This window comes from Xanthomonas sp. NCPPB 3200, from assembly GCF_056393585.1.
Genome location: NZ_CM150785.1, coordinates 470885 through 495750 on the forward strand (window position 1 = coordinate 470885; position 24866 = coordinate 495750).

The 24866-nt window shown below is 67.6% G+C and carries 22 protein-coding genes, 1 tRNA gene and 1 other RNA gene; 10 read left to right on the top strand and 14 right to left on the bottom strand.

What is annotated here, in order from left to right:
* Positions 1-118 precede the first annotated feature (118 nt).
* Positions 119-1045: an alpha/beta hydrolase gene (locus tag AC06DU_RS02000; RefSeq protein WP_478204343.1), complete on the top strand. Its 927-nt coding sequence runs from the start codon at positions 119-121 to the stop codon at positions 1043-1045.
* A gap of 16 nt (positions 1046-1061) precedes the next feature.
* On the opposite strand, the gene AC06DU_RS02005 is transcribed toward AC06DU_RS02000, so the two are convergent.
* The gene (locus AC06DU_RS02005) at positions 1062-1919 is read right to left on the bottom strand and encodes an IclR family transcriptional regulator domain-containing protein (protein ID WP_024938784.1); all 858 of its coding nucleotides are present in this window, start codon (positions 1917-1919) and stop codon (positions 1062-1064) included.
* 147 nt (positions 1920-2066) lie between these two features.
* On the opposite strand from AC06DU_RS02005, the gene AC06DU_RS02010 reads away from it, so the two are divergent.
* A complete protein-coding gene (locus AC06DU_RS02010; protein ID WP_039528778.1) occupies positions 2067-2927 on the top strand; it encodes a PA4780 family RIO1-like protein kinase in 861 nt (286 codons plus the stop codon).
* 114 nt (positions 2928-3041) lie between these two features.
* Here AC06DU_RS02010 and AC06DU_RS02015 read toward each other — a convergent pair whose 3' ends face one another.
* Positions 3042-3296 carry a hypothetical protein gene (locus AC06DU_RS02015; protein WP_478204484.1) on the bottom strand — a complete coding sequence of 85 codons (255 nt, stop codon included), beginning with the start codon at positions 3294-3296 and terminating at the stop codon, positions 3042-3044.
* On the opposite strand from AC06DU_RS02015, the gene AC06DU_RS02020 reads away from it, so the two are divergent.
* Positions 3252-4220: an alpha/beta hydrolase gene (locus tag AC06DU_RS02020; RefSeq protein ID WP_478203421.1), complete on the top strand. Its 969-nt coding sequence runs from the start codon at positions 3252-3254 to the stop codon at positions 4218-4220. The two genes, AC06DU_RS02015 and AC06DU_RS02020, sit on opposite strands and share 45 nt — an antisense overlap.
* A gap of 131 nt (positions 4221-4351) precedes the next feature.
* Here the strand turns inward: AC06DU_RS02020 and AC06DU_RS02025 are convergent, their stop codons facing one another.
* The 3 genes from AC06DU_RS02025 to AC06DU_RS02035 all read right to left on the bottom strand — a co-directional run bounded on the left by AC06DU_RS02025 (position 4352) and on the right by AC06DU_RS02035 (position 8226).
* Positions 4352-5062: a DUF2490 domain-containing protein gene (locus AC06DU_RS02025; RefSeq protein ID WP_478203422.1), complete on the bottom strand. Its 711-nt coding sequence runs from the start codon at positions 5060-5062 to the stop codon at positions 4352-4354.
* A gap of 219 nt (positions 5063-5281) precedes the next feature.
* Entirely contained in the window at positions 5282-7186 is a 1905-nt protein-coding gene (gene mnmG, locus AC06DU_RS02030; protein ID WP_184609953.1) for a tRNA uridine-5-carboxymethylaminomethyl(34) synthesis enzyme MnmG, read from the bottom strand.
* Positions 7187-7767: 581 nt separating this feature from the next.
* Positions 7768-8226 (bottom strand): hypothetical protein, encoded by a 459-nt coding sequence (locus AC06DU_RS02035; RefSeq protein ID WP_024938779.1) that lies wholly within the window; start codon positions 8224-8226, stop codon positions 7768-7770.
* Between the two features lie 157 nt (positions 8227-8383).
* Here AC06DU_RS02035 and AC06DU_RS02040 point away from each other — a divergent pair, with 157 nt between their 5' ends.
* From AC06DU_RS02040 to AC06DU_RS02050, 3 genes are all read left to right on the top strand, one after another.
* Positions 8384-9343, top strand: a complete 960-nt coding sequence (locus tag AC06DU_RS02040; RefSeq protein WP_478203423.1) for a pyridoxal-phosphate dependent enzyme — start codon at positions 8384-8386, stop codon at positions 9341-9343.
* A complete protein-coding gene (locus AC06DU_RS02045; RefSeq protein ID WP_026064498.1) occupies positions 9328-9945 on the top strand; it encodes a YdcF family protein in 618 nt (205 codons plus the stop codon). The genes AC06DU_RS02040 and AC06DU_RS02045 overlap by 16 nt, the downstream gene beginning before the upstream one ends.
* An 80-nt stretch (positions 9946-10025) precedes the next feature.
* The gene (locus tag AC06DU_RS02050) at positions 10026-10445 is read left to right on the top strand and encodes a nuclear transport factor 2 family protein (RefSeq protein ID WP_184614637.1); all 420 of its coding nucleotides are present in this window, start codon (positions 10026-10028) and stop codon (positions 10443-10445) included.
* A gap of 98 nt (positions 10446-10543) precedes the next feature.
* Here the strand turns inward: AC06DU_RS02050 and lpxO are convergent, their stop codons facing one another.
* Positions 10544-11449, bottom strand: a complete 906-nt coding sequence (gene lpxO, locus AC06DU_RS02055; RefSeq protein ID WP_016903250.1) for a lipid A hydroxylase LpxO — start codon at positions 11447-11449, stop codon at positions 10544-10546.
* Between the two features lie 101 nt (positions 11450-11550).
* Between lpxO and AC06DU_RS02060 the strand changes: the two genes are divergently transcribed.
* A non-coding RNA gene (locus AC06DU_RS02060) (sX9 sRNA) lies at positions 11551-11626 on the top strand.
* A 169-nt stretch (positions 11627-11795) separates the two neighbouring features.
* On the opposite strand, the gene bioC is transcribed toward AC06DU_RS02060, so the two are convergent.
* The 5 genes from bioC to bioB form a co-directional block, all read right to left on the bottom strand.
* On the bottom strand, positions 11796-12680 hold the full coding sequence (gene bioC, locus AC06DU_RS02065; RefSeq protein ID WP_039517288.1) for a malonyl-ACP O-methyltransferase BioC: 885 nt from the start codon (positions 12678-12680) through the stop codon (positions 11796-11798).
* 191 nt (positions 12681-12871) lie between these two features.
* Positions 12872-13654 carry an SDR family oxidoreductase gene (locus AC06DU_RS02070; RefSeq protein ID WP_478203424.1) on the bottom strand — a complete coding sequence of 261 codons (783 nt, stop codon included), beginning with the start codon at positions 13652-13654 and terminating at the stop codon, positions 12872-12874.
* A gap of 43 nt (positions 13655-13697) precedes the next feature.
* The gene (gene bioH, locus AC06DU_RS02075) at positions 13698-14459 is read right to left on the bottom strand and encodes a pimeloyl-ACP methyl ester esterase BioH (RefSeq protein ID WP_046345419.1); all 762 of its coding nucleotides are present in this window, start codon (positions 14457-14459) and stop codon (positions 13698-13700) included.
* Positions 14460-14695: 236 nt separating this feature from the next.
* Positions 14696-15901 carry an 8-amino-7-oxononanoate synthase gene (gene bioF, locus AC06DU_RS02080; RefSeq protein ID WP_478203425.1) on the bottom strand — a complete coding sequence of 402 codons (1206 nt, stop codon included), beginning with the start codon at positions 15899-15901 and terminating at the stop codon, positions 14696-14698.
* Between the two features lie 97 nt (positions 15902-15998).
* Positions 15999-17033 (bottom strand): biotin synthase BioB, encoded by a 1035-nt coding sequence (gene bioB / locus AC06DU_RS02085; protein ID WP_154831294.1) that lies wholly within the window; start codon positions 17031-17033, stop codon positions 15999-16001.
* Between the two features lie 49 nt (positions 17034-17082).
* Between bioB and AC06DU_RS02090 the strand changes: the two genes are divergently transcribed.
* The gene (locus AC06DU_RS02090) at positions 17083-17808 is read left to right on the top strand and encodes a ComF family protein (protein ID WP_184428944.1); all 726 of its coding nucleotides are present in this window, start codon (positions 17083-17085) and stop codon (positions 17806-17808) included.
* A gap of 115 nt (positions 17809-17923) precedes the next feature.
* Here AC06DU_RS02090 and ubiA read toward each other — a convergent pair whose 3' ends face one another.
* Positions 17924-18829: a 4-hydroxybenzoate octaprenyltransferase gene (gene ubiA, locus AC06DU_RS02095; protein ID WP_102255503.1), complete on the bottom strand. Its 906-nt coding sequence runs from the start codon at positions 18827-18829 to the stop codon at positions 17924-17926.
* Positions 18830-19059: 230 nt separating this feature from the next.
* Here ubiA and AC06DU_RS02100 point away from each other — a divergent pair.
* A tRNA-Arg gene (locus AC06DU_RS02100) sits at positions 19060-19136 on the top strand.
* Between the two features lie 162 nt (positions 19137-19298).
* Here AC06DU_RS02100 and AC06DU_RS02105 read toward each other — a convergent pair.
* Positions 19299-19640: an HPF/RaiA family ribosome-associated protein gene (locus AC06DU_RS02105; RefSeq protein ID WP_024938247.1), complete on the bottom strand. Its 342-nt coding sequence runs from the start codon at positions 19638-19640 to the stop codon at positions 19299-19301.
* Positions 19641-19991: 351 nt separating this feature from the next.
* Between AC06DU_RS02105 and AC06DU_RS02110 the strand changes: the two genes are divergently transcribed.
* Positions 19992-22415: a DUF3772 domain-containing protein gene (locus AC06DU_RS02110; protein WP_478204344.1), complete on the top strand. Its 2424-nt coding sequence runs from the start codon at positions 19992-19994 to the stop codon at positions 22413-22415.
* A gap of 300 nt (positions 22416-22715) precedes the next feature.
* Here AC06DU_RS02110 and AC06DU_RS02115 read toward each other — a convergent pair whose 3' ends face one another.
* Positions 22716-24824: a phosphoglycerol transferase I gene (locus AC06DU_RS02115; RefSeq protein WP_102580300.1), complete on the bottom strand. Its 2109-nt coding sequence runs from the start codon at positions 24822-24824 to the stop codon at positions 22716-22718.
* Positions 24825-24866 lie beyond the last annotated feature (42 nt).

Here is a 24866-nt window from a genome sequence, read left to right on the forward strand (position 1 = left end):
TGGCCGTCCTACATCCACCTCCGTCGCTGATGACATCACCCATCGACGACGGGATGATGCACGTGCCGCAACGGACCACCGCTTCCGTTCGCACAGGACATTTCCCATGAGGTTGCCGATGCTGCTGCGTACCGTTTGTCTGCTTTTGCTGCTGCTCACCGTATCCGGGCTGCAGGCACGACCGCATCCCGGGCCCGGAACCGAGCTGGCGCAGGTGCGCGCCGACGATGGCCAGACGCTGGCGGTGTGGTCGCGCGTCCCGGCGCAGCCGCGCGGCACGATCCTGCTGGTGCATGGGCGCACCTGGAGTGCGTTGCCCAATTTCGATCTGCAGGTTGCCGACGAGCCACGCGATGCGCGCTCGGTGCTGGCGGCATTGGCGCAGGCCGGCTATGCCGCCTACGCGGTCGATCTGCGCGGCTATGGCGGCAGTGCGCGCGATCGCAGCGGCTGGAACACGCCCGCGCGCGCCGTGGCCGATGTCGATGCGGTGCTGAGCTGGGTTGCCCACCAGCACCCGCAGCTGCCGCCGCCGGCGCTGCTCGGTTATTCCAATGGCGCGCGGGTGGCGCTGCTGATCGCCCAGCAACATCCGCAGGCAGTGTCGGCGCTGGTGCTGTACGGCTTCCCCGACGATGTCGACGCAGCGCCCGACACCACCCCGGCGCCGGCGCAGCCATTGCGTGCGCCCACCACGGCCGCGGCGGCCGGCGAGGACTTCATTACCGCCAACGCCGCACCGCCTAGCGTGCGTGCGGCCTATGTGGCGCAGGCGGTATCGGCCGACCCGGTGCGCACCGACTGGCGCGCGATGGAGCAGTTCGCCTTCCAGCCGGAGCAGGTGACCACGCTGCCGGTGTTGCTGCTGCGTGGCGTCGACGATCCCATCGCGACCCAGGCGGACAACGCGCACCTGTACGCACGCCTGCGCTGCGAAGACCGCAGCTGGGTCACGCTGCCGCACGCCGATCACGTGGCGCATGTCGAGGACACCCATGCCGCCTGGGTGGATGCGGTGGTGAGCTTCCTGCGCCGGCCGCGCTGAGCGCGCCCGCCACCCACTAACTCAACAATGCACCCAGTCGCTGCGCCGCCTGCTTCAACGGCTCCAGCAGCGTCTGCATCGTCTGCAGGCTCACGCGCCCGGCCTGGGCGCCGATGTTGAGCGCGGCGATCACCTCGCCGCGCAGGTTGCGCACCGGCACCGCGATCGAGCGCAGGCCGATTTCCAGTTCCTGGTCGGTCAGGCACATGCCTTCGCGGCGCGTGCGTGCCAGCACTTCCAGCAGTGCAGATGCCTGGGTCACGGTGCGGTCGGTACGCGGGCGCAGTGTGGTGCGCTCCAGGTACGCCTGTAAGGTGTCGCCGGGCAGGGCGGCCAACAAGACTCGGCCCATCGAGGTGCAGTAGGCCGGCAGGCGTGTGCCCGGGCGCAGCCCGATCGACATGATGCGCACCGTCTCGGCACGCGCCACGTACAGCAGGTCGTCGCCGTCCAGCACGCCCAGCGAGCAGGATTCGTGCAACTGGTCGCGCAGCCCGTCCAGCACCGGCTGCGCCGCCGCGGTCATCGACGAAGACGCCGCATACGCACCGCCGATCCCCAGCACGCGCGGCAGCAGCACGTAGCCGCGGCCCTGCTCGCCGACATAGCCCAGCCTGGCCAGGGTATGCAGCACCCGCCGCACCGCCGCACGCGAGATGCCGGTTTCCAGGCTGATCTGCGACATCGTCACCTCGCGCGCGTGCTGGGCGAACACGCTCAGCACCACCAGCCCGCGGCCCAGCGAGGTCATGAAGTCCGGGTCGCCCTGGGCGGCGGCGATCTGCTGCATCAACTCATGCGGCAGGCCGCGTTCGCTCCCGGCGGTGGCCACGGTGGTGGTGGGTTTGCGGCGGCTGGAGGCGGGCTCGGGCATCGGATCGCAGCTTGGACGGGTCCGTGCATGGTAAGCGCTCACGCCGATACATGCCCCCGGTCGCAGCTTGCGCCTGGACATGTAAGCGCTTCACCCTGGTTGCCGCATAATCGTTGCTGGTTTGTTTCGGATCGGTCTCCTTAGTCCATGAAAACCCCCAAGGGCCTGCAACCGCTGATCGACGACGGCATCATCGACGAAGTGTTGCGACCACTGAAGAGCGGCAAGGAAGCATCCGTCTATGTGGTCAGTACGGGCGCCGACATCCTGTGCGCCAAGGTCTACAAGGACATGGCGCAACGCAGTTTCCAGGCGCGCGTGCAGTATCAGGAAGGCCGCAAGGTGCGTGGCAGCCGCCAGGCGCGCGCGATGGGCAAGGCCACCAAGTTCGGCCGGCGCGAAGCCGAGACCGCATGGAAGAACACCGAAGCCGAGGTGCTCTATCAACTGATGGACGCCAGCGTGCACGTGCCTAAGCCGCGCGGCTATTTCCACGGCGTGCTGCTGATGGACCTGGTCACCGACGAGGCCGGCCACAGCGCACCGCGGCTGGGCGAGGTGGACCTGGAGCCGGAGCAGGCGCGCAGCTTCCACACCAGCCTGATCGGCGATGTGGTCAAGATGCTGTCGCTGGGCCTGGTGCACGGCGACCTGTCCGAATACAACGTGCTGGTCTCGCCCGAGGGCCCGGTGTTGATCGATTTCCCGCAGGTGGTCAGTGCTGCCGGCAACAACGCCGCACGCGACATGCTGCTGCGCGATGTGCACAACCTGCGCGACTGCCTCGGCCGCTTCGCCCCGGAGTTGCTGGACACCCATTACGGCGAAGAGATGTGGGCGCTGTTCGAAAAGGGCGAGCTGCGCCCGGACAGCGTGCTGACCGGCCGCTTCAAGTTCGACACCCGCCGCGCCGACGTGCGTGCCATCCGTGCCTCGATCGAGGACGCACGCCAGGAAAACCTCATCCGTCAGCAGGGCCGCGAGGCCGCTGCCGAGGACGACGACTAGGCCGCTGTTGCGTTCGCGCGCGATGCGGCGTCACAGCAGCGACACAGTTGGCGCGCATGCCGGCATGCATCGCTCACGACTGTCATGCAGGTGCGCGCCGATGCAGGCGCGCAGTCACGATGCAGTGCAGCAAAAAACCAACGGATACTGATGGCGCGATTGTTCGCCAGGCATCGCCATGGCAGGCGCATGCATCGGCAGCACGGGGTTTTTGCGGTACTGCCGCGCATCTCCGGCACCGCCATTGAAATAATTGATGGCGTTGAATGGTGATTGATCATAAGTATCTGGCAGGCTCAGCCATCGTCTCCTGGAGAGTCCGCCATGTCGTTTGATCCCGATGTCGTGCGCCTGTTTGCCCAGCTTCAACACGCCGCTCAACCACCGATGGAAACCCTGCCGATCGAGGGCGCGCGCGCAATGATGCGTGCACTCGGCACGCAGCTTGGCTTTTCGCGTGTGGAGATGGCCGAGGTGCGCGACCTGCAGGCCGGTACCGCCGCTGGCCCGGTGCGCCTGCGTCTGTATCGCCCGTCCGGGCTGGCTGCCGGTCCGGCCCCGACCTGCCTGTTCGTGCACGGCGGCGGCGGCGTGGTGGGCGACCTCGACTCCCACGACGACGTCTGCCGGCAACTGGCGGCGCGCGCCGGCTGCCAGCTGCTGGCGGTCGACTATCGCCTGGCGCCGGAACATCCCGCGCCGGCCGGCGTGGAGGACGTGATTGCGACCCTGCACTGGCTGGTTGCCCAGCCCGATGCGGTCGGTGCCGACGTGCAGCGCCTGGCCGTGGCCGGCGACAGCATCGGCGGGGCCATGGCCGCAGTCGCGGCGCTGGCCGCGCGCGATGCGGGGATCGCGTTGCGCTGCCAGGTGCTGGTGTATCCGCTCACCGATGCGCGCGAGGACAACGGCCAATACCCGTCGCGATCACATAACGCCGGCCTGCCGCCGCTGACCACAGAGGCAGTGCGCTTCTTCAATCGCCATCTATTGCCCGACCCGGCCATTGCACAGGACTGGCGCGTCTCGCCGATGCTGGTGCCGGAGGTGGCCGGCGTTGCGCCCGCACTGGTCATCGTGGGCGAGCGCGACATGCTCTACGACGAAGGACGCAGCTATGCCGAACGTCTGCGCGCCGCCGGTGTGGAAGTCACCCTGCACAGCTTTCCCGGCATGATCCACGGCTTCATCAATATGGGCGGCGTCCTGCGCGCCGCCAGCGAAACGCTGGAGATGGCAGCGCTGCTGCTGCGCCAGCGTTTGCTGCCCGCCGTCGAGCGCAGGGCGGCATAAGGGCCTGCGGCAGGCGTGCCATGCGCGCGCTGCCGCAGCGCTGCAGCCATGCCCGCATGTGGATCACCGCGCGAGGGAAAGACGACGATCTAGGCTCGCAGGTGCGCAAGCCTTGCGGGCCACCAGCAGGCTCAGAAGTTGAAGCGGAACGTGGTCATCAGCACGTGGTTTTCGCGGTCCACGGTGCTGGTGTTGACGAACTGATTCAGATAACCGACGTCGACATTGGCAATGTCGTTGAACTTCCAGTTGATGCCGACGAAGACGCGGTTCTGGTCCAGACCGCGTCGGGCGCCCCACTCGGTCTGATCGAGATTGACGAACAGTTCGTTGAAGGCCACCCACGACAGTTGCGCAGACAATGCGCTGGGCCGGACCGCCCTGATCATCTGGCGCACCCGATACCCTTCGTCACTGAAACCTTCGCGGTGACGCTGCTCCAGGCGGGTGCGACTGGTGATGGTGATATTGGCAATCGGATCGAACTGATATTGAAACTGCCCCCACCAGCGATTTTCGCGGTTGGAGGACTGCCCGGCCGGGTGGCTGATGATGGTGTCATAGCCCATCCAGACACTGGCCTTGGGAGTGAACCGGTAAAACACCGCAGGGCGCAGGATCAACTGGTCGAACTGTGCGCCCTCTTCGCGCCAGCGTGGATGCACGTCCATGCTCCAGTACAGGTTTTCGACCGGCAGCTTGCCCTGGGCATACACGCTCAGCCAGTAACGCCCGTCTTCCTCGGTCTGCGCGGCCGCTTGCGAGGTGCCGCCCAGCATCAGCAGCAGGGCGGGGCAGGCGATCCGGTAGCTGGCCGTCAGCAGCGCGCGCAGTCTGTTCATCGTCATGAAGTCGTCGGTGGTGCCGGAGCATACCAACTCGTTCGCGACCTCCATCGCGCTTTTCGGCACCGCCGCTGCGATACCGGCGTGTTGCTTCGCTTGCGGCGACATGCCGTCGCGCCATGACATCCGCTGACAAACATTCACGCGTGTGCCGCGTGTAAACGCATGCGTCCGAACAGGCAGCCGCCATGCAGCTGCCCACGCACCGGCGAGCGCTTAAGCCACCTGGCTGCGGCGCGCCCGCTCCAGATGCACCAGCAGCAACGAGATCGCCGCCGGCGTCATGCCGGCAATGCGTTGCGCCTGGCCGATGCTTTGCGGGCGCACGCGCTCGAGTTTCTGCTGCACCTCGATCGACAGCCCGCGCACGCCGGCATAATCGAATCCATCCGGAATCGGCGTGGTTTCGTGGCGCTGCTGGCGTGCGATGTCGTCGCGCTGGCGGTCCAGGTAACCGGCGTATTTGACGCTGATCTCCACCTGCTCGGCCACCTGCGCATCGTCCACGCCCGGCCCCAGCGTCGGCACGCGCATCAGCGCGGCGTAATTGAGTTCGGGGCGCTTGATCAGGTCCAGCACGTTGGTTTCGCGGCTCACCGCCACGCCTAGGGTCTGGGCCACTTCGCGGCCCAGTGCATTACCCGGGGTCGCCCACAGCACCGACAGGCGCGCGCTTTCGCGCTGCACCGCCTCCTGCTTGGCGGAGAAGCGCGCCCAGCGCGCATCGTCGACCAGGCCCATCGCGCGGCCGACGCCGGTGAGGCGCGCATCGGCGTTGTCCTCGCGCAGCTGCAGGCGGTATTCGGCGCGGCTGGTGAACATGCGATACGGCTCGGTGGTGCCGTGGGTGATCAGATCGTCCACCAGCACGCCCAGGTAGGCCTCGTCGCGGCGCGGCGACCACGCCGGCAAGCCCTGCACATGGCGCGCGGCATTGAGCCCGGCCAGCAGGCCCTGTGCGGCGGCCTCCTCGTACCCGGTGGTGCCATTGATCTGCCCGGCGAAGAACAGCCCGCCCACCGCCTTGGTTTCCAGCGAGGCCTTGAGCCCGCGCGGGTCGAAGAAGTCGTATTCGATCGCATAGCCGGGGCGGGTGATATGCGCCTGTGCAAACCCCTGGATCGAGCGCACCAATGCCAGCTGCACGTCGAACGGCAACGAGGTGGAGATGCCGTTGGGATAGATCTCGGCCACTTCCAGGCCTTCGGGCTCGACGAAGATCTGGTGGCTGCTCTTCTCGGCAAAGCGCACCACCTTGTCTTCGATCGACGGGCAGTAACGCGGGCCGATGCCTTCGATCTGCCCGGAATACAGCGGCGAGCGATGCAGCGCACTGCGGATGATGTCGTGGGTCTGCTCGGTGGTCTGGGTTATCCAGCAGCTGACCTGGCGCGGGTGATCGCCGAGTTGGCCCATGAACGACATCACCGGCAGCGGGTCGTCGCCCGGCTGTTCCTGCATGACGCTGTAGTCGAGCGTACGCCCGTCGATGCGCGGCGGGGTGCCGGTCTTGAGCCGGTCGATCGCGAACGGCCGTTCGCGCAGACGCGCGGCCAGCGTGGTGGCCGGCGGGTCGCCCATGCGTCCGGCCGCGTACTGGGTCTCGCCGACGTGGATCTTGCCGGCCAGGAAGGTGCCGGCGGTCAGCACCACCGAGGGCGCTTCGAAGCGCAGCCCGGTCTGGGTGATCACGCCGCGCACGCTGTCGGCTTCGGCGGCGCCGTTGTGGATGATCAGATCGTCCACCGCCGCCTGGAACACGGTCAGGTTTGGCTGCGCCTCGACGATACGGCGGATGGCGTTGCGGTAGAGGTTGCGGTCGGCCTGGCAGCGGGTGGCGCGCACCGCCGGCCCCTTGGAGGCATTGAGCGTGCGCCACTGGATGCCGGCCTGATCCGCCGCGCGTGCCATCGCCCCGCCCAGCGCGTCGATCTCCTTGACCAGATGGCCCTTGCCGATCCCGCCGATGGCCGGGTTGCAGCTCATCGCGCCCACCGTCTCGATGTTGTGGGTCAGCAGCAAGGTGCGCGCACCGGCGCGCGCGGAGGCCAGCGCCGCCTCGGTGCCGGCATGGCCGCCGCCGATCACGATGACGTCGTAGCGATAGAAGGAGTCGGACATGGGCGTGGACCAGGAGCAGAAGGAGGTTGGCGGCCGCGAAAGTATCGGCTGAAGGGCGAGTAAGGTCACTCGACGGATAAAAATGTGATGTAGATCACATTATCGAACACTGGCTCTCAAGTTGGCATGTTCCGTGCGGATATCCCTAGTGCACCCGTCGTGGCATTGCGACATGGGCGCAAGGCTGGAATTGGAACAGGGGCCAGCCACGCGTGCGATGGGGTAGCGTAAGGGTCGGTAGTCGGGGGACTGCCGACCCTTATTTTTTTCCGCGCTCCACCGCCCGCCGCAGCCCTGGCTGCTCGAACGGGGTGCCCAGGCGCGCCAGAGCGGACCGCACGACAAAAACATAAAGCCCCGGCATGCCGGGGCTTTATGCGTTGGAGGCGCCGATATCCGACAGGGCCGGAACAGGGGGGATCCAGATTTCCCTGTCGGACATCGACATAAGTCGGTCAGTGCGCCCGGCCGGGTCAAAAGATGACGTGGCGGGTCACACAGAGCGCCTAGCTTGCGACCAAGTGCCGGCTGAACGCAAGCCCCCAACATCGCCATTTGTGGGCCACGTCGCAGTCAGCAACTCAGGGAATCTGCTCACGCGTATTGCGCGGCGCGGTCTGCCGCTGAATCTCGCGGATCACCCGCGGCGGCGCACCGATACGAGGTGGCCGCGACGGCGGAGCGCCAGTCGCCGGTGGGCGATTGGGCTGTTGCGGGCGCGGGCCGTTGGGACGGGGCCCATTGTTGAACGAGCCGTGCGGACGTGGCGGCCGGTACTGCGGGCGGCGATCGTTCTGGCGGTAGTAATAGCCACCGCGGTAGACCGGATACGCCGGGTAGTCGTACAGCCCGATCGAACCGGCGCCGTAAGGGTAACCGTAGGGGTTGCCGTAGAAATATGGCGAGTAGCCCGGCGGGTAGCGGTACTGCACCGCGGGCGCGCCGCGGTAATAGCCGCCCGACCCCGCACCGGTGTAGTCGTAGGTTGCGCAGCCGCCCAGGGCCAATAGCCCGGCGGCGAAGATCAGACGGAATTTCATGGATGGTGCCCTCCTGCAACCATGGTGTCACTTTCGAACCGATGCATTGAATCGGTCCTTAACTGTGCCGCAATGTGGTGCTTCTGCATCGATCCAGCATGCGCGGGTGCCGCGCGTGCAGCCGTGAAGGCGGGGACGATACGTTAATCTTGCAGGCATGATCGAGACGGTCCCGCTTGCCCATTCCGACGTCCTGCAAGCTGCTGCGCGCATCGCGCCGCAGTGCGTGCCGACACCGCTGCTGACCTCGCACAGCCTGGACGCCCTCTGCGGTGCGCAGCTGTTCTTCAAGGCCGAACACCTGCAGCGCAGCGGCGCCTTCAAGTTCCGTGGCGCCTGCAACGCAGTGTGGTCGTTGCCGGAGGAGCTGGCCGCGCGTGGGGTGGTCACCCATTCGTCCGGCAATCACGGCGCCGCACTCGCGCTCGCCGCGCGCACGCGCGGGATCGGCTGCCACGTGGTGGTGCCCGAAGGCGCGGTGGCCGCCAAGTTGGCCAATATCTCCCGTCACGGCGCCACGCTGTGGCGCTGCGCGCCCACCATCGCGGCGCGCGAGCAGATGTGTGCCGACGTCCAGGCCGGCAGCGGCGCGACGCTGGTGCATCCGTATACCGACCCGGCGGTGATCGCCGGGCAGGGCACCGCCGCGCTGGAGCTGCTGCTGCAGAGCGGCGGGCTGGATGTGCTGGTGGCACCGGTCGGCGGCGGTGGGCTGGCCGCCGGCACTGCGCTGGCGCTGCAATCGGCGCCGGGCTGTGCGCTGGTGCTGGCCGAGCCGAGCGGGGCGGCCGATACCGCGCGCTCGCTGGCGGCCGGCGAGCGCCTGGTCGACTTCGTGCCCGACACGCTCTGCGACGGCCTGCGCGGCACCCTGGGTGCGCCCAATTTCGCAGTGTTGCAGGCCGCCGGCGCACAGGTGATCACCGTGGACGATGCGGCGGTGGTGCAGGCGATGCGGCTGATCTGGCAGGTGCTCAAACAGGTGGTGGAGCCGTCCTCGGCGATTGCGCTGGCAGCGGTGCTGGGCGACCCGGCGCGCTTTGCCGGGCGGCGGGTCGGGCTGATCCTGTCCGGCGGCAATGTCGATCTGGATGCGCTGCCGTGGGCCGCGGCGTGAGCAGGCGGTCGCGTGGGATCGGTCTGTGGGGCTGGTGCTGGCGCCTGTGCATGCTGACGCTGATCTGGCTGGTGGGCGTGGCCGGCTGGATCGTCTGGGTCGGCGATCGCGACCAGGCCGCGCCGGCCGACGTGATCATCGTGCTGGGCGCGGCTGCCTACGACGCGCGCCCTTCGCCGGTGTTCGAAGAGCGCATCCGGCATGCGCTGGACCTGTACGCGCAGGGCTACGCGCCGCGGCTGCTGTTCACCGGCGGCTTCGGCAATGGCGCGCGCTTTGCCGAGTCGCAGGTGGCGCGGCGCTACGCGCTACGCCACGGCGTACCGCCGGAGGCGATCGTGATCGAGACGGTCTCGCGCACCACCCGGCAGAATCTGCAGCAGGCACGCGCGCTGATGGACCGGCACGGCATGCACCGGGCGATCATCGTCAGCGACCCGTTGCACATGGCGCGCGCGCTACGGCTGAGCGATGAGCTGGGGGTGGACGCGCTGGCCTCTTCCACGCCCAGCACGCGCTTTCGCAGCTTCCACACCAGCTGGCGCTTCCTGCTGCAGGAGGTCTATTACTTCCATCGCGATCTGGTGGTGCAGGGCGCCTGACGCCGGGTATGCCGCAGGGCAGGCGTGTTGAAGCGCAAAACGCGCTCTATGATGCGGCTTTCCCAGCGGCAGGTTCGAGCATGAGCGAGCGCAATCGGCAACACGCCACCGGCCTGGTCCAGGCCTATTACGCGGCATTCAACCGCGGCGATTGGGACGCCATGCTGGCGTTCCTGGCCGAGGACGTCGCGCACGACCTCAACCAGGGCCCGCGCGAGATCGGCCGGGCGGAATTTGCCGCCTTCCTGCAGCGCATGAACGACAGTTACCGCGAGCAGCTGCGCGACATCGTGATCACCGCCAACGAGGATGGCACCCGGGTCGGTGCCGAGTACGTGGTGCACGGGGTCTACCACACCACCGACGAAGGCCTGCCGGAAGCCAATGGGCAGACCTATGTGCTGCCGGGCGGTGCGTTCTTCGATGTGCGCGACGGCAAGCTCACCCGCGTCACCAACTACTACAACCTGCAGGAATGGATCGCGCAGGTCTCGCGCTGAGCGCATCGACCGCCACTGCGTAGGCGCGCACCCGGGCGCGATGAGGCGTTATCGGCAATGCCTGGTCGCGCCCGGGTGCGCTCCTACGTGGGTGGGGGTTACAGCAACACGATCCCGACCACCACCAGGATGAAGATGCCCCACTTGAGCGTCTGGTACAGCGGGTTGTTGCGTTCCTTCAGCGCCTTGGCCTTCAGGCGCGCGGCATAGAAATAGCGGAACACGCGGTTGATGCCGCCGGTCTTGTCGCCTTCCTGATTGGGCGAGGCACCGGCCGAGAGCAGGCTGCGACCGACGAAGCGGTTCACCGCCGCGGCCCAACGCCAGCGCATCGGGCGCTCGATGTCGCAGAACAGGATGATGCGGTCCTGGTCGGTGTCGTTGCGCGCGTAGTGGATGTAGGTCTCGTCGAACATCGTCCACTCGCCATCGCGCCAGCTGTGGCGCTGCCCGTCGACATCGATGAAGCAGCGGTCGTCGTTGGGCGTGGCCAGCCCCAGGTGCAGGCGCATGGACCCGGCGAACGGGTCGCGGTGAGGACGCAGTTCGCTGCCCGGCGGCAACTCGGCGAACATCGCGGCCTTGACCGTGGGGATGGACTTCAGCAACGCAGTGGTCTGCGGGCACAGTTCGGACGCCGACGGGTGGGCGGTGCCGTACCACTTCAGATAGAAGCGCTTCCAGCCACGGCGGAAGAACGAGTTGAAGCCGATGTCGGTGTAGCCGTCGGCTGCGCGGATCTTCTGCATCTGCTGCAGCGCCACCGCTTCATCGCGGATCAGCGGCCAGTTGGCGCGTAGCGGCGCCAGCTCCGGGAATTCCTTGCCGGGATCGATGAACGGCGTGGTCGGCACGCGCGAACACAGATACATCAGCGTGTTGATCGGCGCCATGAAGGTGGAATGGTCCAGCAGCTGCCGGCTGAGCCGGTGCCGCACACGACCGCGGTAATGGATGTACAGCGCCGATGCGATGAACAGCGCGATGATGAGCCACTTCAACATTGGGAAGGCCGATTGGGGGACGGGGGCCGCAAACCTAAGAGCGGCTATCAAAACGTCAGTGCAGCAGCCGGGCGGGGGCGCTGCCGGTACCCGGAACCGGCATGTACCACGCGTACATGCAGATTTCTGCGCACCGTCTGCAGCCACCTGACGGCTGCGTGCTGCGTTTTGCTAGCCACGCCGGTTGAGGCGTCGAAAAGGCAAGCCGCAACAGGAACATGCGGCCGTTGACTGCTGAATTCTACCGGGTGTCGCGACCGAGCCTGACAGGTCCGCATTGGTGCCGTCGCAAAACTGTGTGTCTCGCCGGCAACGGCTGCGTTGCTGCCGGCGATCTGCACCACCGCTAGTCGATGCGGCGGCGGATCGGGATCGAGGCCACCGGGACGCTGGCGACATCGTGTCCCTGCTCGCGGATGGGCGCGCCCGGCGCCGGTGCCCAGGCGTGGGCATAGATCACTTCCCAGGAGCTGGGCAGGGTGCCGTCCGGCCGCCGCAAGGGCTCATAGGCGGCGCTGGCGGCGGCAAAGCGGCCGCGTCCGGTCAGGGTGGCGCGGCGATTGCTGAGTGCGTTGGTGGCGCCCATCGCGCGCAGCTCGCGCATCAGCGCGGGCAGGTCGCTATAGGTCAGCGTGAACAGGTCGCGGTCCAGCACCGGGTCGCGGAAGCCGGACATCAGCAAGGCATCGCCGAACTGGGCGATCGGCGGAAAGCGGCTGACATGCGGTGCCGGGTCGGCCTGGGCGAAGGCCTCGCGCAACTCGATCAGCGTCTCCGGGCCGAAGGTGGAGCACAGCAACAAGCCGCCCGGCCGCAGCGCGCGGCGGAAACCGGCGAATACCGCGGGCAGGTCTTCCACCCACTGCAGGCACAGGTTGCTGAAGATCACGTCCACGCTGCCGTCGGCCACCGGCAAGGCGCGTGCATCGGCGCAGACCTGCGCGAACGGCTTCCACCAGCCCGCCGCCTTGCGCGCCTGGCGCAGCATCGGCATGGCCTGGTCCAGCGCGATCACCTGCGCCTTGGGCCAGCGCTTCTTGATCGCGCCGCTGGCATGGCCGGGGCCGGCGCCAACATCCAGCACCACCTTGGGCACCTGGTCGCCCAGGTAGTCGAGCGATTCGAGCAGGCGCGCTTCGGCCTCGCGCTGTAGCGCGGCGGCGGCGGCATAGCTGCTGGCGGCACGCGCAAAGGCGCGCCGGACGTGGCGGGGGTCGAAAGTACTGTTCATGAGCGGCGCTATTGTCGCCTGTGGCCGGGGCGGAGGGAATCGATGGGTGGCCTGGCATCGGCCTGGCGAGTCTGCAGACGTTCGGTCTGCCGGTGGCTGCGCGGCGAGCGGCAAGGGTTCAACGGGGCTTGGCCAAACACCCACCGGATGTCCGCGGCGGTCGCCATCACTCGCCGCGTGGCCGAGGCGCTCTAGAACGTGCCGGGATAGCTACCGCCGTCGATCAGCAGGTTCTGCCCGGTGATGTAGCCGGCCTGCGCGCTGCACAGGAACGCGCAGGCCGCGCCGAATTCGTCCGGCTCGCCGAAGCGTGCGGCGGGAATGCCCGCACGCTTGCGCTCGGCGACATCTTCGGCGCTGCTGCCTTGCTGTTGCGCGATCGCCGCGAAGTTGCCGTGCAGGCGGTCGGTGGCGAACTGGCCGGGCAGCAGATTGTTGATGGTGACGTTGTCGGCCACCGTGCTGCGCGCCAGCCCGGCGACGAAGCCGGTGAGGCCGGCGCGCGCGCCATTGGACAGGCCCAGGATGTCGATCGGCGCCTTCACTGCACTGGAGGTGATGTTGACGATGCGGCCGAAGCGCCGCGCGCGCATCGCATCGACGCTGGCGCGGATCAGTTCGATCGGCGCCAGCATGTTGGCGTCCAGTGCGCGCAGCCAATCGTCGCGTTCCCACTGGCGAAAATCGCCGGGCGGCGGGCCACCGGCATTGTTGATGAGGATATCCAGCTGCGGGCAGGCGGCGAGCGCATCGCTGCGTCCTTGCGGGGTGGCGATATCGGCCACCACGCTACGCACTTCGCCGGCGCCCGGCAGCGCGCGCAATGCCTGGGCGGACTGTTCCAGGGCAGCGCGGCCGCGCGCGACGATCACCACGTTGACGCCTTCGCTGGCCAGCGCGCGTGCGCAGCCCAGCCCCAGGCCCTTGCTGGCGGCGCAGACCAGTGCCCAGCGCCCGGCGATTCCCAGATCCATGCATGTGTCCTCGATCAGCGATGCCGCATGATCGACGATCCGCTCATGGCACGGACGCAACGAAGCGTTGCAGCGCCTCGGCGACCTGATCGGCATGACCAAGAAACGGTGCGTGCCCGCCACCGGCAATGGTCAGGGCCTGCGCGTGCGGCGTCAGCGCGGCGGCGGCCTGCATGCCGGCCGCCGGCACCAGCCGGTCGCGTTGGCCCGCGATCCACAGGCTGGGGCGCGCGAGTTGCGGCAGCGCGCGGCGCAGGTCGCTGCGTTCCAGCAGCTGCAGGCCTTGCTGCAGTGCTTCGGCGGCCGGTTCGCCGCGTGCCACCAGCGTCTCGCGCAGGCTGCGCAACTCGCTGCGGGCATGCGCAGAGCCCAGCGTATCCAGCGCCAGAAATCGCTCCAGCGTGCCGCGGTAGTCGCGCGCCAGGTCCTGGCCGAATTGCACGAACACCTCGCGCTCGACGGCGTCGGACCAATCGTTGCCACGCACGAAACGCGGCGTGGCCGCGATCATCGCCAGCCCGCGTACCTTGGGCTGGGTGGCCGCGGCATGCAGCGCGAACAGCCCGCCCAACGACCAGCCGACCCACACCGCCGGCGGCGTGGCGGCGGCAATGCCGGCGACCACGTCCGGCAGCGCCAGCGGCGTGCTGTCGCCACGGCTGAAACCGTGCCCGGGCAGATCCACCAGATGCAGTTGATGCTGCGCGGCCAGGCGTTCCACCAATGGCGCGAACACGCCGCCGTGCAACGCCCAACCGTGCAGAAGAACCAGCGCAGGCCCGTGGCCGATGACATCGATATGCATGCGGGGATTGTCGCTGATGGCGCTGACCGGCGCATGGGTCGGCGTGTGCGGCGCAAGGTGTCTTGCGTCAGCCTGCGCTGCGCGTGGAGCCGATCTGCGCGGCACGCCAAGCCGGTTGCGAATGCGTAGGACCGCACCGACAGCAGCGATCCGGCAACATCAGCGACACGGACACTGCCACGTCGAGCACCGGCCGCCGTCGCGCGGCTATTGCGCAATCGTCTGGATCGTCGCCCTCAGGCAGACGCACGCAGCGGTTGCCGGCTGACCACATCGCGCGCCTGCACGATGGCCTCGATCAAGGCCTGCACCTGCTGCGGCGTATGCAGCGCGGACAGGGTCACACGCAGACGCGCCTTGCCTTCGGGCACGGTGGGCGGGCGGATCGCGCCGACCAGGAAGCCGGCCTGTTCCAGCGCGGCGGACATCGCCATCACCGTGGCTTCTTCGCCGCATAGCAGGGGCTGGATCGGCGTATCCGAGGCCATCAGTTCGAAGCCATGCCGGCGTGCGCCATCGCGGAAACTGCCGATCGACTCGACCAGCTTGGCGCGCCGCCAATCGTCGCGACGCGCCAGTCGCACGGCCGCCAACGTCGCAGCGACCTGCGCCGGCGGCAACGCGGTGGTGTAGATGTAGGGGCGCGCGGTTTCGGCCAGATGGCGCACCAGCGCTGCATCGCCGACCACCACCGCGCCATAGCCGCCGAGCGCCTTGCCCAGGGTCACCAGCTGCAGCGGCACTTCGGCCACGCCCAGTCCGGCATCGGCAACGCAACCGCGCCCCTGCGGGCCGAGCACGCCCACGCCATGTGCGTCGTCGACGTAGAACAGCGCCTGCTGCATGCGCGCCACCAGGCTCAACGCACGCAGCGGCGCGACATCGCCATCCATGCTGAAGACGCCATCGCTGGCCAGCATCGCCGCGCCCTCGGGCGAGCCCTTGAGCTGACGCATCGCGCCTTCCACATCCAGGTGCGGATAACGGCGCAACCGGCAGCCGGCCAGGCGTGTGGCATCGAGCAGGCTGGCGTGGTTGAGCCGGTCCTGCACGCAGACATCGTCGTCCTCGCTGAGCAAGGCCTGCTGCACCGCCAGGTTGGCGATGAAGCCGCTGCCGAACAGCAGCGCCGACGGATAGCCGAGCCACTCGGCGATCTCGCGCTCCAGCGTTTCGTGCGCGGTGTGGTGGCCGCAGATCAGGTACGAGGCGGTGGCGCCGGCACCATCGCGCGCGGCGGCGTCCTGCAACGCGGCGACCACTTCGAACTGCTGCGACAGGCCCAGATAGTCGTTGGAGCAGAAACCGGTCAGCCAGCGGCCATCGACTTCCAGCCGCACGCCATCGCGACGGCCCACCAGCCGCCGCACCCGCACCCGTTCCTGGGCCACACGCAAGGTGCGCAGCGACGAAATCCGTTCGTGCAGATCGGGGCGGGCCATGGGGGCGTTCAACGGCAGAAGGGGGCGTTAGCGTAGCCTGCCGCGCCCGGCACGCCCAGCCGGCACCGACGACCGGTGCCGGGCGTTCGATTCGCGGTTAGGCGGCGTGCTCGCAGGCCGTGCTGCGGGTGATTTCCGCATGCACGGTGCCGGGGTGGTCGTGGTCGGCGGCGTCGACGGTGATCTGCATCGGGCGCAGGCCCAGGCGCTGGAACAGGGCCTGGTCGCGTTCGGTGTCCGGGTTGCCGGTGGTGAGCAGTTTCTCGCCGTAGAAGATCGAGTTGGCACCGGCCAGGAAGCACAGCGCCTGCAGTTCGTCGCTCATCGCCTCGCGGCCGGCGGACAGGCGCACCATCGAACGCGGCATCGTGATGCGGGCGACCGCGATCATGCGTACGAACTCGAACGGGTCCAGTTGCTGGGTGCCGTGCAGCGGGGTGCCGGCGACCTGGACCAGCTGGTTGATCGGGACCGAATCCGGATGCGCCGGCAGCGTGGCCAGCGCCAGCAGCAGGCCGATGCGGTGCTCGCGGGTTTCGCCCATGCCGACGATGCCGCCGCAGCAGGTCTTCAGGCCGACATCGCGCACGTGCTCCAGCGTGTTCAGGCGGTCCTGATACTGGCGGGTGTGGATGATCGAGTCGTAGTAATCCGGCGCGGTGTCCAGATTGTGGTTGTAGTAGTCCAGCCCGGCGTCCTTGAGCGCGCGTGCCTGGCCGGCGTCGAGCATGCCGAGCGTGGCGCAGGTTTCCAGGCCCATCGCCTTGACCTCGCGGATCATCGCCGCGACCTTGGGGATGTCGCGCTCCTTGGGCGAGCGCCAGGCCGCGCCCATGCAGAAGCGCGAGGCGCCGGCGGCCTTGGCCTGGCGTGCCTTGGCGACGACCTCTTCGGTCTCCATCAGCTTCTGCGCGGTCACGCCGGTGTCGTAGCGCTGCGCCTGCGGGCAGTACGCGCAGTCTTCCGGGCAGCCGCCGGTCTTGACCGACAGCAGCGTGGACACCTGCACCTGCGCCGGATCGAAATGGGCGCGATGCACGCTGGCGGCGCGGTGCAGCAGCTCCGGAAACGGCAGATCGAACAGCGCCTGCAGCTCGTTGCGATCCCAGTCATGGCGTACGACAACAGACATCGGGGTTTCCTGACAGTCAGCGGCTTGGAAGCCAGGCAGTCTGGTGAGCATGGAAGAGGCTGTCAACTTCGAAGAAGCCAACTCGGTTTACAGGTGGCCGCGCCGGGTGTTGCGGTTGCTGCTGCCGAGCCGGTGCCTGGTGTGCGCGGAACCCGGCAGCGCCGATTGCGATCTGTGCCCGTCGTGTCGCGCCGCGTTGCCGGATCACGGGCACGCCTGCCTGTGTTGCGCAACGCAGCTGTACGCCTGCGGTGGCGCGCTGCTGTGCGGGCAATGCCTGCAGCACCCGCCACCGCTGCAACGCGTGCATGCGTGTTTCACCTATCGCTGGCCGGTGGATGGGCTGCTGCGGCGCTTCAAGTTTCATCAGGACCTGGCTGCCGGGCGTTTGCTCAGCGAGTTGATGGTCAGGCGTTGCGCAGGCCTGCCGCGTCCGCAGGCGCTGGTGCCGGTGAGTCTGCACCGGCAGCGCTTGCGCCAGCGTGGTTACGATCAGGCGCTGGAGCTGGCCAGACCGCTCGGCCGCGCGCTGCGGCTGCCCTGCCTGCCATTGCTGCACCGGGTCCGCGCGACCGCGCCGCAATCGGAGCTGGATGCGGCCGAGCGTCAGCGCAATCTGCGCCAGGCCTTTGTCGCGCGTGGTGCCTTGCCCGCGCATGTGGCCCTGGTGGATGACGTGATGACCACCGGTGCGACGCTGCATGCGGCGGCGCAGGCCTTGCAGCGGGCCGGTGTGCAGCGGGTGGATGCGTGGGTATGCGCGCGGGTGCCGTGAGGCTTGGTGGGCTGGGGGTTGTGAGCTGCAGCATGGGGCTTCGCCCCTACCCTCACCCCAATCCCTCTCCTGCTGGGGGAGGGGCTTAAGCCGAGGCGATTGACCTGTCTGCGCGTCAGCGCAATCCCAGCGCCGCGGCGATGCCGACGAAGATCGCCAGGCCCACCCAGTTGTTGTGCAGGAAGGCGCGGAAGCACGGGCCGCGTTCGCGGTGGCGGGCGAGGCGGAACTCGTAGGCCACCAGCAGTGCGGCCACGCCCAGCCCCGCCCAGTACGCGATACCGAGACCGGCGCGCAGGCCGACCAGCGCCAATGCCGCAAACATCGATGCATACAGCAGGCCCTGCGCGATCAGGTCGAACCTGCCGAACAGGATGGCGGTGGACTTGCTGCCCATGCGGATGTCGTCCTCGCGGTCGACCATTGCATACCAGGTGTCGTAGGCCGTGGCCCAGAGGATGTTGGCCGCATACAGCAGCCAGCCCAGCAAAGGCACGCTGCCCTGCACCGCGGCGAAGGCCATCGGGATGCCCCAGCCGAAGGCCATGCCAAGATAGACCTGGGGCAGGTGGGTGTGGCGCTTGAGATAGGGATAGCTGGCGGCCAGGAACACGCCCGGCACGCTCAGGGCCACGGTCAGCCAGTTGAGCGTGAGCACCAGCGCGAATGCCACCAGCATCAGCACCACGAACACCCACAGCGCCTCGCGCCCGGACACCGCCCCGGTGGCCAGCGGGCGCGACTTGGTGCGCTCCACATGCGGGTCCAGCCAGCGGTCGGCATAGTCGTTGATCACGCAGCCGGCCGAGCGGGTCAGCCAGACCCCGGCGGTGAACACGAACAGCGTCCACAGCGGCGGCAGGCCACCGGCGGCCAGCCACAACGCCCACCAGGTCGGCCACAGCAACAGCAGGCTGCCGATCGGACGGTCGCCGCGGACCAACGTCCAGTACTGCCCCAGTCGCTGCGGCCAGGTCAGTGCGGGCGCTGTCGGCAGCTGTTCAACACCATGCTTGCTCATGCTGCAAAGGGTAGCAGCGCGGCTCGGCTGCGGTCATGCGCTGGGTGACGAGCGAGCCAGGCATCGTCCAGCCTTCCGGGCGGCTGCGCGAGCTCGCGCCAGGCACCTCTGCGCCGGCGCTGGCTCCGGACTGGACTCCATCGGCAATGCAGCGGTGTCCGGCCGTTCGGCAGGCCCCGCGTTGCGGGCGTCACGCGCGCGGCGGTGGTTCTGGCATAATGCCCGGCCAGGCGCTCGTAGCTCAGCCGGATAGAGTAGTGGCTTCCGAAGCCATTGGTCGGGGGTTCGAATCCCTCCGGGCGCACCAGATCAAAACCCATCGGCCCGCTGCAGTGACACTGCAGCGGGCCGATGGCGTTTCTGGATCAGGGGTTGGTGCCGGCTGATGTATTAATGCGTGGTTGCGCTGCGGTGCCAACGATGCACCGGCTGGCAGGGGGCGCCTAGCGCCACCCTGCCCAGGCGCGGATCAGAGTGCTTCCGGCGGCGGTGTGGTGGCCTTGGCGTGCTGCTTGCCACGTGCGTGCTCGATAGCGGTGCGCAGCTTGCGTGCGGCGCCGGTGACGGCCGAGGCGGTGGTTTCGGCGCTATTGGTGGCTGCGATCGGCGGCAGGCCGGCGACGTGCGCCTCGATGCTGCAGGTTCGATCCGCTGCGCCGCCGCGCTGGCCGTTTTCATCGCGCAAATGCACTTCGACGCGGGTGATGTCGTTGGCGAAATGCGCCAGCTGGGCGGAGCAGGTCTTCTCGACATGCTGCACGACTGAGGGGTCATGCGGCACGTGCTTGTCGGTCTGGATCTGAATCTGCATAGAGTGTTCTCCTTCGCGGTCATCCGCTGCGTCTGCCGTAGCGGTGACTCGATTCTGCGACAGCGCACCGTTGCCGCGAGGTGACAAGCTGCACCGCGTTCATGCTCAGGTCGGGATGGCCGGACGGTGCATCCAATGCGACGGGCAGCGCTGTCACCGCATCGCGAAAGAACCTGCGATCGCGGAGTAACAGCCGCTGCTGGCGAGCTCTGCCAGGCTGAACCCGCACGGCAGCGTCGATCCGCCTGGCTGGAAGCAGTGGATTAAGATGCCGGCACCGCGCTGGTTGCGCCTGTCCGATCTCTGCCTGTGTCCGAATTCCGAGTTGCCCTGGGTGCCCGTCGCGGCGTGTTGCAGCGTGTGCTGTTGCTGGTCGCGTTGTGGATGGTGTGTGTGGGCGCCGCCGTGGCGCAGGACGACGACACGCTGCTGGAGACCGCACAGACTCAGCTCGACAACATGCAGAAGGTGCTGACCCAGGCCGACGCGGGCATGGAGAAGGCCGATACCGAGCAGCTCGGCAAGCTCACCGACGATGTCGCCGGCGCGCAGCGGCAGGCACAGGATCTGGTGCGCACGCTGGAGCAACCGCTCAAGGAGCTCAACGGGCGACTGGAGGGGCTCGGTGTCGCCGCGCCGAACGAACCGGCCGACCTGGCAAAACAGCGCAAGGCGCTGACCAAGGAGCGCGATCAGCTCAATGCCGAGTTCATCAGGGCCACGCTGCTGGTCTCCAATGCCAAGGAACTGGCCGACCGGCTCGAACGCGAGCGGGTGCAACGCTTCAGCGTGAAGCTCTCCACGCGGGTGGCCTCGCCGTTGTCGCCGACCTTGTGGAAACAGATCGCGCAGCAGTGGCCTGACGATCGTGCCCGCCTTCAGGCCTTGTCCGACAAGACGGTGCAGATGGTGCAGGCCGGCATCGCCGCCAACGGCGTGGGCGGGCTGATGACCGCTGCCGTCATCGCGTTGCTGCTGGCGCTTCCACTGCGCATCTTCCTGCGCCACCTGGGGCGTCGCTACGCGGCCTCACGTGCGCCAGGAGGACGCCTGCGACGCTCGGGGCTGGCACTGTGGTTTCTGCTGGTCGGCACGCTGACTCTGGGGATTGCGGCATTCGTGCTGGTCGAGGGCATCCGTGCGCTCGGCGAGCTGCCCGACGATCTGGACCAGTTGCTGACCGGATTCGTCGCCATCAGCGTGGTGGCTGCCTTCGTCGGTTCGCTCAGTGCCAGCCTGTTGATGAAACATCAGCCTAGCTGGCGCCTGTTCCCGCTGGACGATGCCACTGTCGACCGCCTGCGCGTGCATTGCCTGGCCACCGCGGCGGTGATCTGGTTCAGCGGCATGGCGATGAAGATCAACGAGGTGGCCGGCAGCAGCCCCGCACTGACCACCGCCACCGATGCGCTGGCCGCGTTGCTGTACGCGGGGTTGATCCTGTCGGCGCTAGCCGGGCTGAGCCTGTCCTTGCGTGCGCATGCGGCCAATGCCGGGGTGGCCGATCCGGACAGCGATGCGCCGCCGCCGGTGGTCTCGCGCGGTGGCGGCTTCATCGTGCTGATCCGCCTGCTGGGCCATCTGGCGGTGATCTTTGCGCTGATCGCGGCCTTGTTCGGCTATCTCAATCTGGCCTTGTTCGTGGAGCGGCAGATCATCTGGATCACCCTGGTGTGCAGCCTGCTCGGCCTGCTGGTGGTCTTTGCCGACGATCTGATGACCTGGCTGTTCAAGCCCGACGGCCGCTTCAGCCGGGCCTTGTCGCATGCACTCAGCATCGGCAGCGGACGCCTGGTGCAGCTCGGGCTGCTGATATCGGCGGCAGCCCGGGTGCTGCTGGTGCTGCTGGGCATCGCGGTACTGCTGACGCCGTATGGCGCCAACATCAGCGTGGTCACCGACTGGGCGGAGAACATCGCCCACGGCATCACCATCGGCAAGGAACTGGTGATCACCCCGGGCGATGTGCTCAGGGCGCTGTGCGTGTTCCTGCTCGGCATGGGGCTGGTGCACGTGGTGCAGCAGTGGTTGCTCAACACCTATCTGCCCAAGACCGAGCTCGATGACGGTGCGCGCAATTCGATCAGTACGGTGGCGCGCTATCTGGGCTGGCTGATCGTGGTGGTGTGGGGCCTGACTGCATTGGGCCTGGATCTGAAGCGGCTTGCGCTGGTGTTGAGCGCGCTGTCGGTGGGTATCGGTTTCGGTCTGCAGGCGATCACGCAGAACTTCGTGTCGGGCCTGATCCTGCTGGCCGAACGGCCGGTGAAGATCGGCGATTGGGTGCGTATCGGCGACCAGGAAGGCGACGTACGCAAGATCAGCGTGCGTGCGACCGAGATCCAGGTCGGCGACCGCTCCACCCTGATCGTGCCCAACTCGGAATTGATCACCAAGAGCGTGCGCAACATGACCCTGTCCAACCCGATGGGGCGGGTGCAGCTGCAGTTCTCGGTGCCGTTGGAAACCGACGTGGCAAAGGTGCGCAACATGCTGCTGGAGCTTTTTGCCGAGCACACCAAGGTGCTGGCCGATCCGGCCCCCTCGGTGTTCATCGATTCGCTGGCCGGCGGGCACGTCAACTTCAATTCGTTCGCCTATGTGCGTAGCCCGCGCGATTCGTACGGGGTGCGCAGCGAGCTGTTCTTCGCGTTGTTGCAGCGGATGGAAACGGCGGGGATTGCGCTGCAATCGCCGCAGGAAATTCGCTTCAGCCGGGCAGGTGCCGCGGTGGCGCGCGATCCGGCCGATGGCACGCCTGCATCGGAAGATTGAGTCGACACGTGGATGCAGTGCGCGGGAAAGAACGCTGGTCGCACCCACAGTGATCGAACAACGTACGTCTTGCTTTGCCTGCACCACACACACCGACCATCCCGACAGGTCCTTGCCCGCTCACCGTCGCGGGACCTTACGCGGCATGGATGCCGCGTAAGAGCCTACAGGGACGTACTTGCGGCGTGTCCTGCGAGGGTGGGCGGGCAAGGGCCCCGCAGCCAGGCCACAGATCGCATGCTTCGACGTTGCTCTTGAGCTTTGCCTTCGCCGTTGCTTCATACAGGGCGACAGCCAGACTCAGGAGCGATCCGCGACCTGGGTCTGCTTCACCAGGGCCAGGTCGTCCACGCTGACGTCTTCGGTGTAGTCCAGCCAGGCGCGGATTTCCAGATCGTCCACCGCATGTTCCAGGCCTACCGGCATGCGGATGCGACCGGCCGCATCGGGCACCACCCATTGCTGGGCCAGCACCACCTTGCGCTCCGACGAGACTGCCTCCACCCAGAATGCACGCGTCGGCCGGCGCTTGGCGTACAGCTCCAGCATGTAACGACCGGCTTCGGTCTTGCGCGCGGCCTGGGTGAGCATGATCGGCTGGCGTACGCGTGGGCGCGGGCCTTGCTGGCTGGCCTCCAGCGGCGCATCCACGGCGATGCCGCGGGTTAGGTCCGGGTCGCGGTATAGCTTCATGCTCTGGTGGCGGTCGACCACCAAAGCGCACCAATCGCCATCGGCCGAGCCGTCCTCGAACGCCGTGCAGCGATCCACATAGGCCAGCGTGCCCTCGGTGTGGGTGCGGTCGAACTGGCGCGAGGTGTTTTCCAGATAGACGGTTTTGAGGTTGGTGTCGTCGTCGTATTCCAGCAGCACCGGCGGGCGCACCTGCTGCACGCCCACCACCACATCGCCATTGCCGTTGATGCGCAGCATGCGGGTGCTGCGCCCGGTCCACAGCGTGCGTGCGTAAGCGAGATAGCGCGGGTAGTCCTTGCCGCTGTCGCGGCTGGCCGCAACGCTGGCGCTGGGGGGCGCATCGTTGGCCAGCAGCGAGCGGCCGAAGCCCAGCGTGCGCATGCCCGGCTCCAGCAACTGCAGCAGCGTCGCCCCTGAATCCAGCGTGCTGCCGGCACGCGTGACCACTTGCTGCGGAGCGATGTCCTTGCCCAGGAACAGCAGCAGGTTTTCGCGCTTCTGCTTGGCCAGGACGTCGCTGAGATCGTTGGGCATCGCCAGGTGATCGGAGGCGATCACGATGATGGTGTTCTTGCCGTAGCGGCTGTTGCGAATGCGTGCGACCAGCTCGCCGATCAGCCGGTCGCTGCACTTGAGCGCATGCAGCAGCCCGATGTCGCCCAACGCGCTGTCGTAGTGCTGCCCCTTGCACGCCAGCGGCAGATGGCCGGCAGGGTGGTGGGTGTCCATGGTCAGCGTGGTGAGCATGAACGGCTGGCCGGCGCGCGACAGCGTCTGGAAGCTGTCCCAGGCATCGTCCAGCAGCACATCGTCGTGCACGCCCCAGGCGGAAAAGTGGTTCGGCGCCACGCCCTTGTCGCGGAAGTAGCTGACGTCGTGCACCACATCAAAGCCATGGCTGGACAGGAAACTGCCCTTGCCGGCAAAGCTGGCATCGGCGCCGCCGACATAGTGATTGCGGTAGCCCTGATCCTTGAGATAGTCGCCCAGGCAGCGTGCTTCGGGCAGGAACAGGCCCATGCGGCCCATGCTGTTTTCATCGCCGGGCGCGGTGGTCAGCGGCACGCCGCACATCGAGGCGACCATGCCGGCGATGGTCCAGCCGCTGCCTTCGGTGGAGGTGAGGTTGCGCACGTCCACCGCCTCGCTGGCCAGCGCGCGCAGGTTTGGCATCAGACCGGGGAACACGTCTTCGTCGAAGTAGGTGCGTTCCAGGCTCTCGCCGTAGATCCACACGATGTTCTTGCGCTTCTGCAAGGGCTGCTGCGGCACCAGGTATTCCGGTACCACGGTGGCGTAATCCACCGGGCGCAACTGGTAGTACAGGCGCTTGCCGTCGCGGTACAGGGGGCTGACCGCGATGCTCACCAACAACATCACCACGAAGCCGCCGAATACCGCATTGCCGCCACGCGGGCGACGGAAACGCCGCACCCTGAGTAACACCAGCGGACTGAGCGACAACAGCACCATGCCGATAAACACGGCGATATAGCCGGAGAAATCGCTGACGCCGGCACCGTCCATGTCCGCGCGCAGGTGATACAGCGTGGCAGCATTGATGCCGTCGCCGCTGAGCCGATCCACCAGGCCCCAGGCACTGAGCAACAGCAGCAGCAATGACAACAATCCGGCCTTCAGCCACGCCAGACGCGGCGAGGCGACCAACAGCCAAAGCAGGAGCAACAGCGAAAACAACAACATCCAATGCATGCGGCAGCGTCCGTGGGGGAATGATGCGAGCGCGTACCGGAC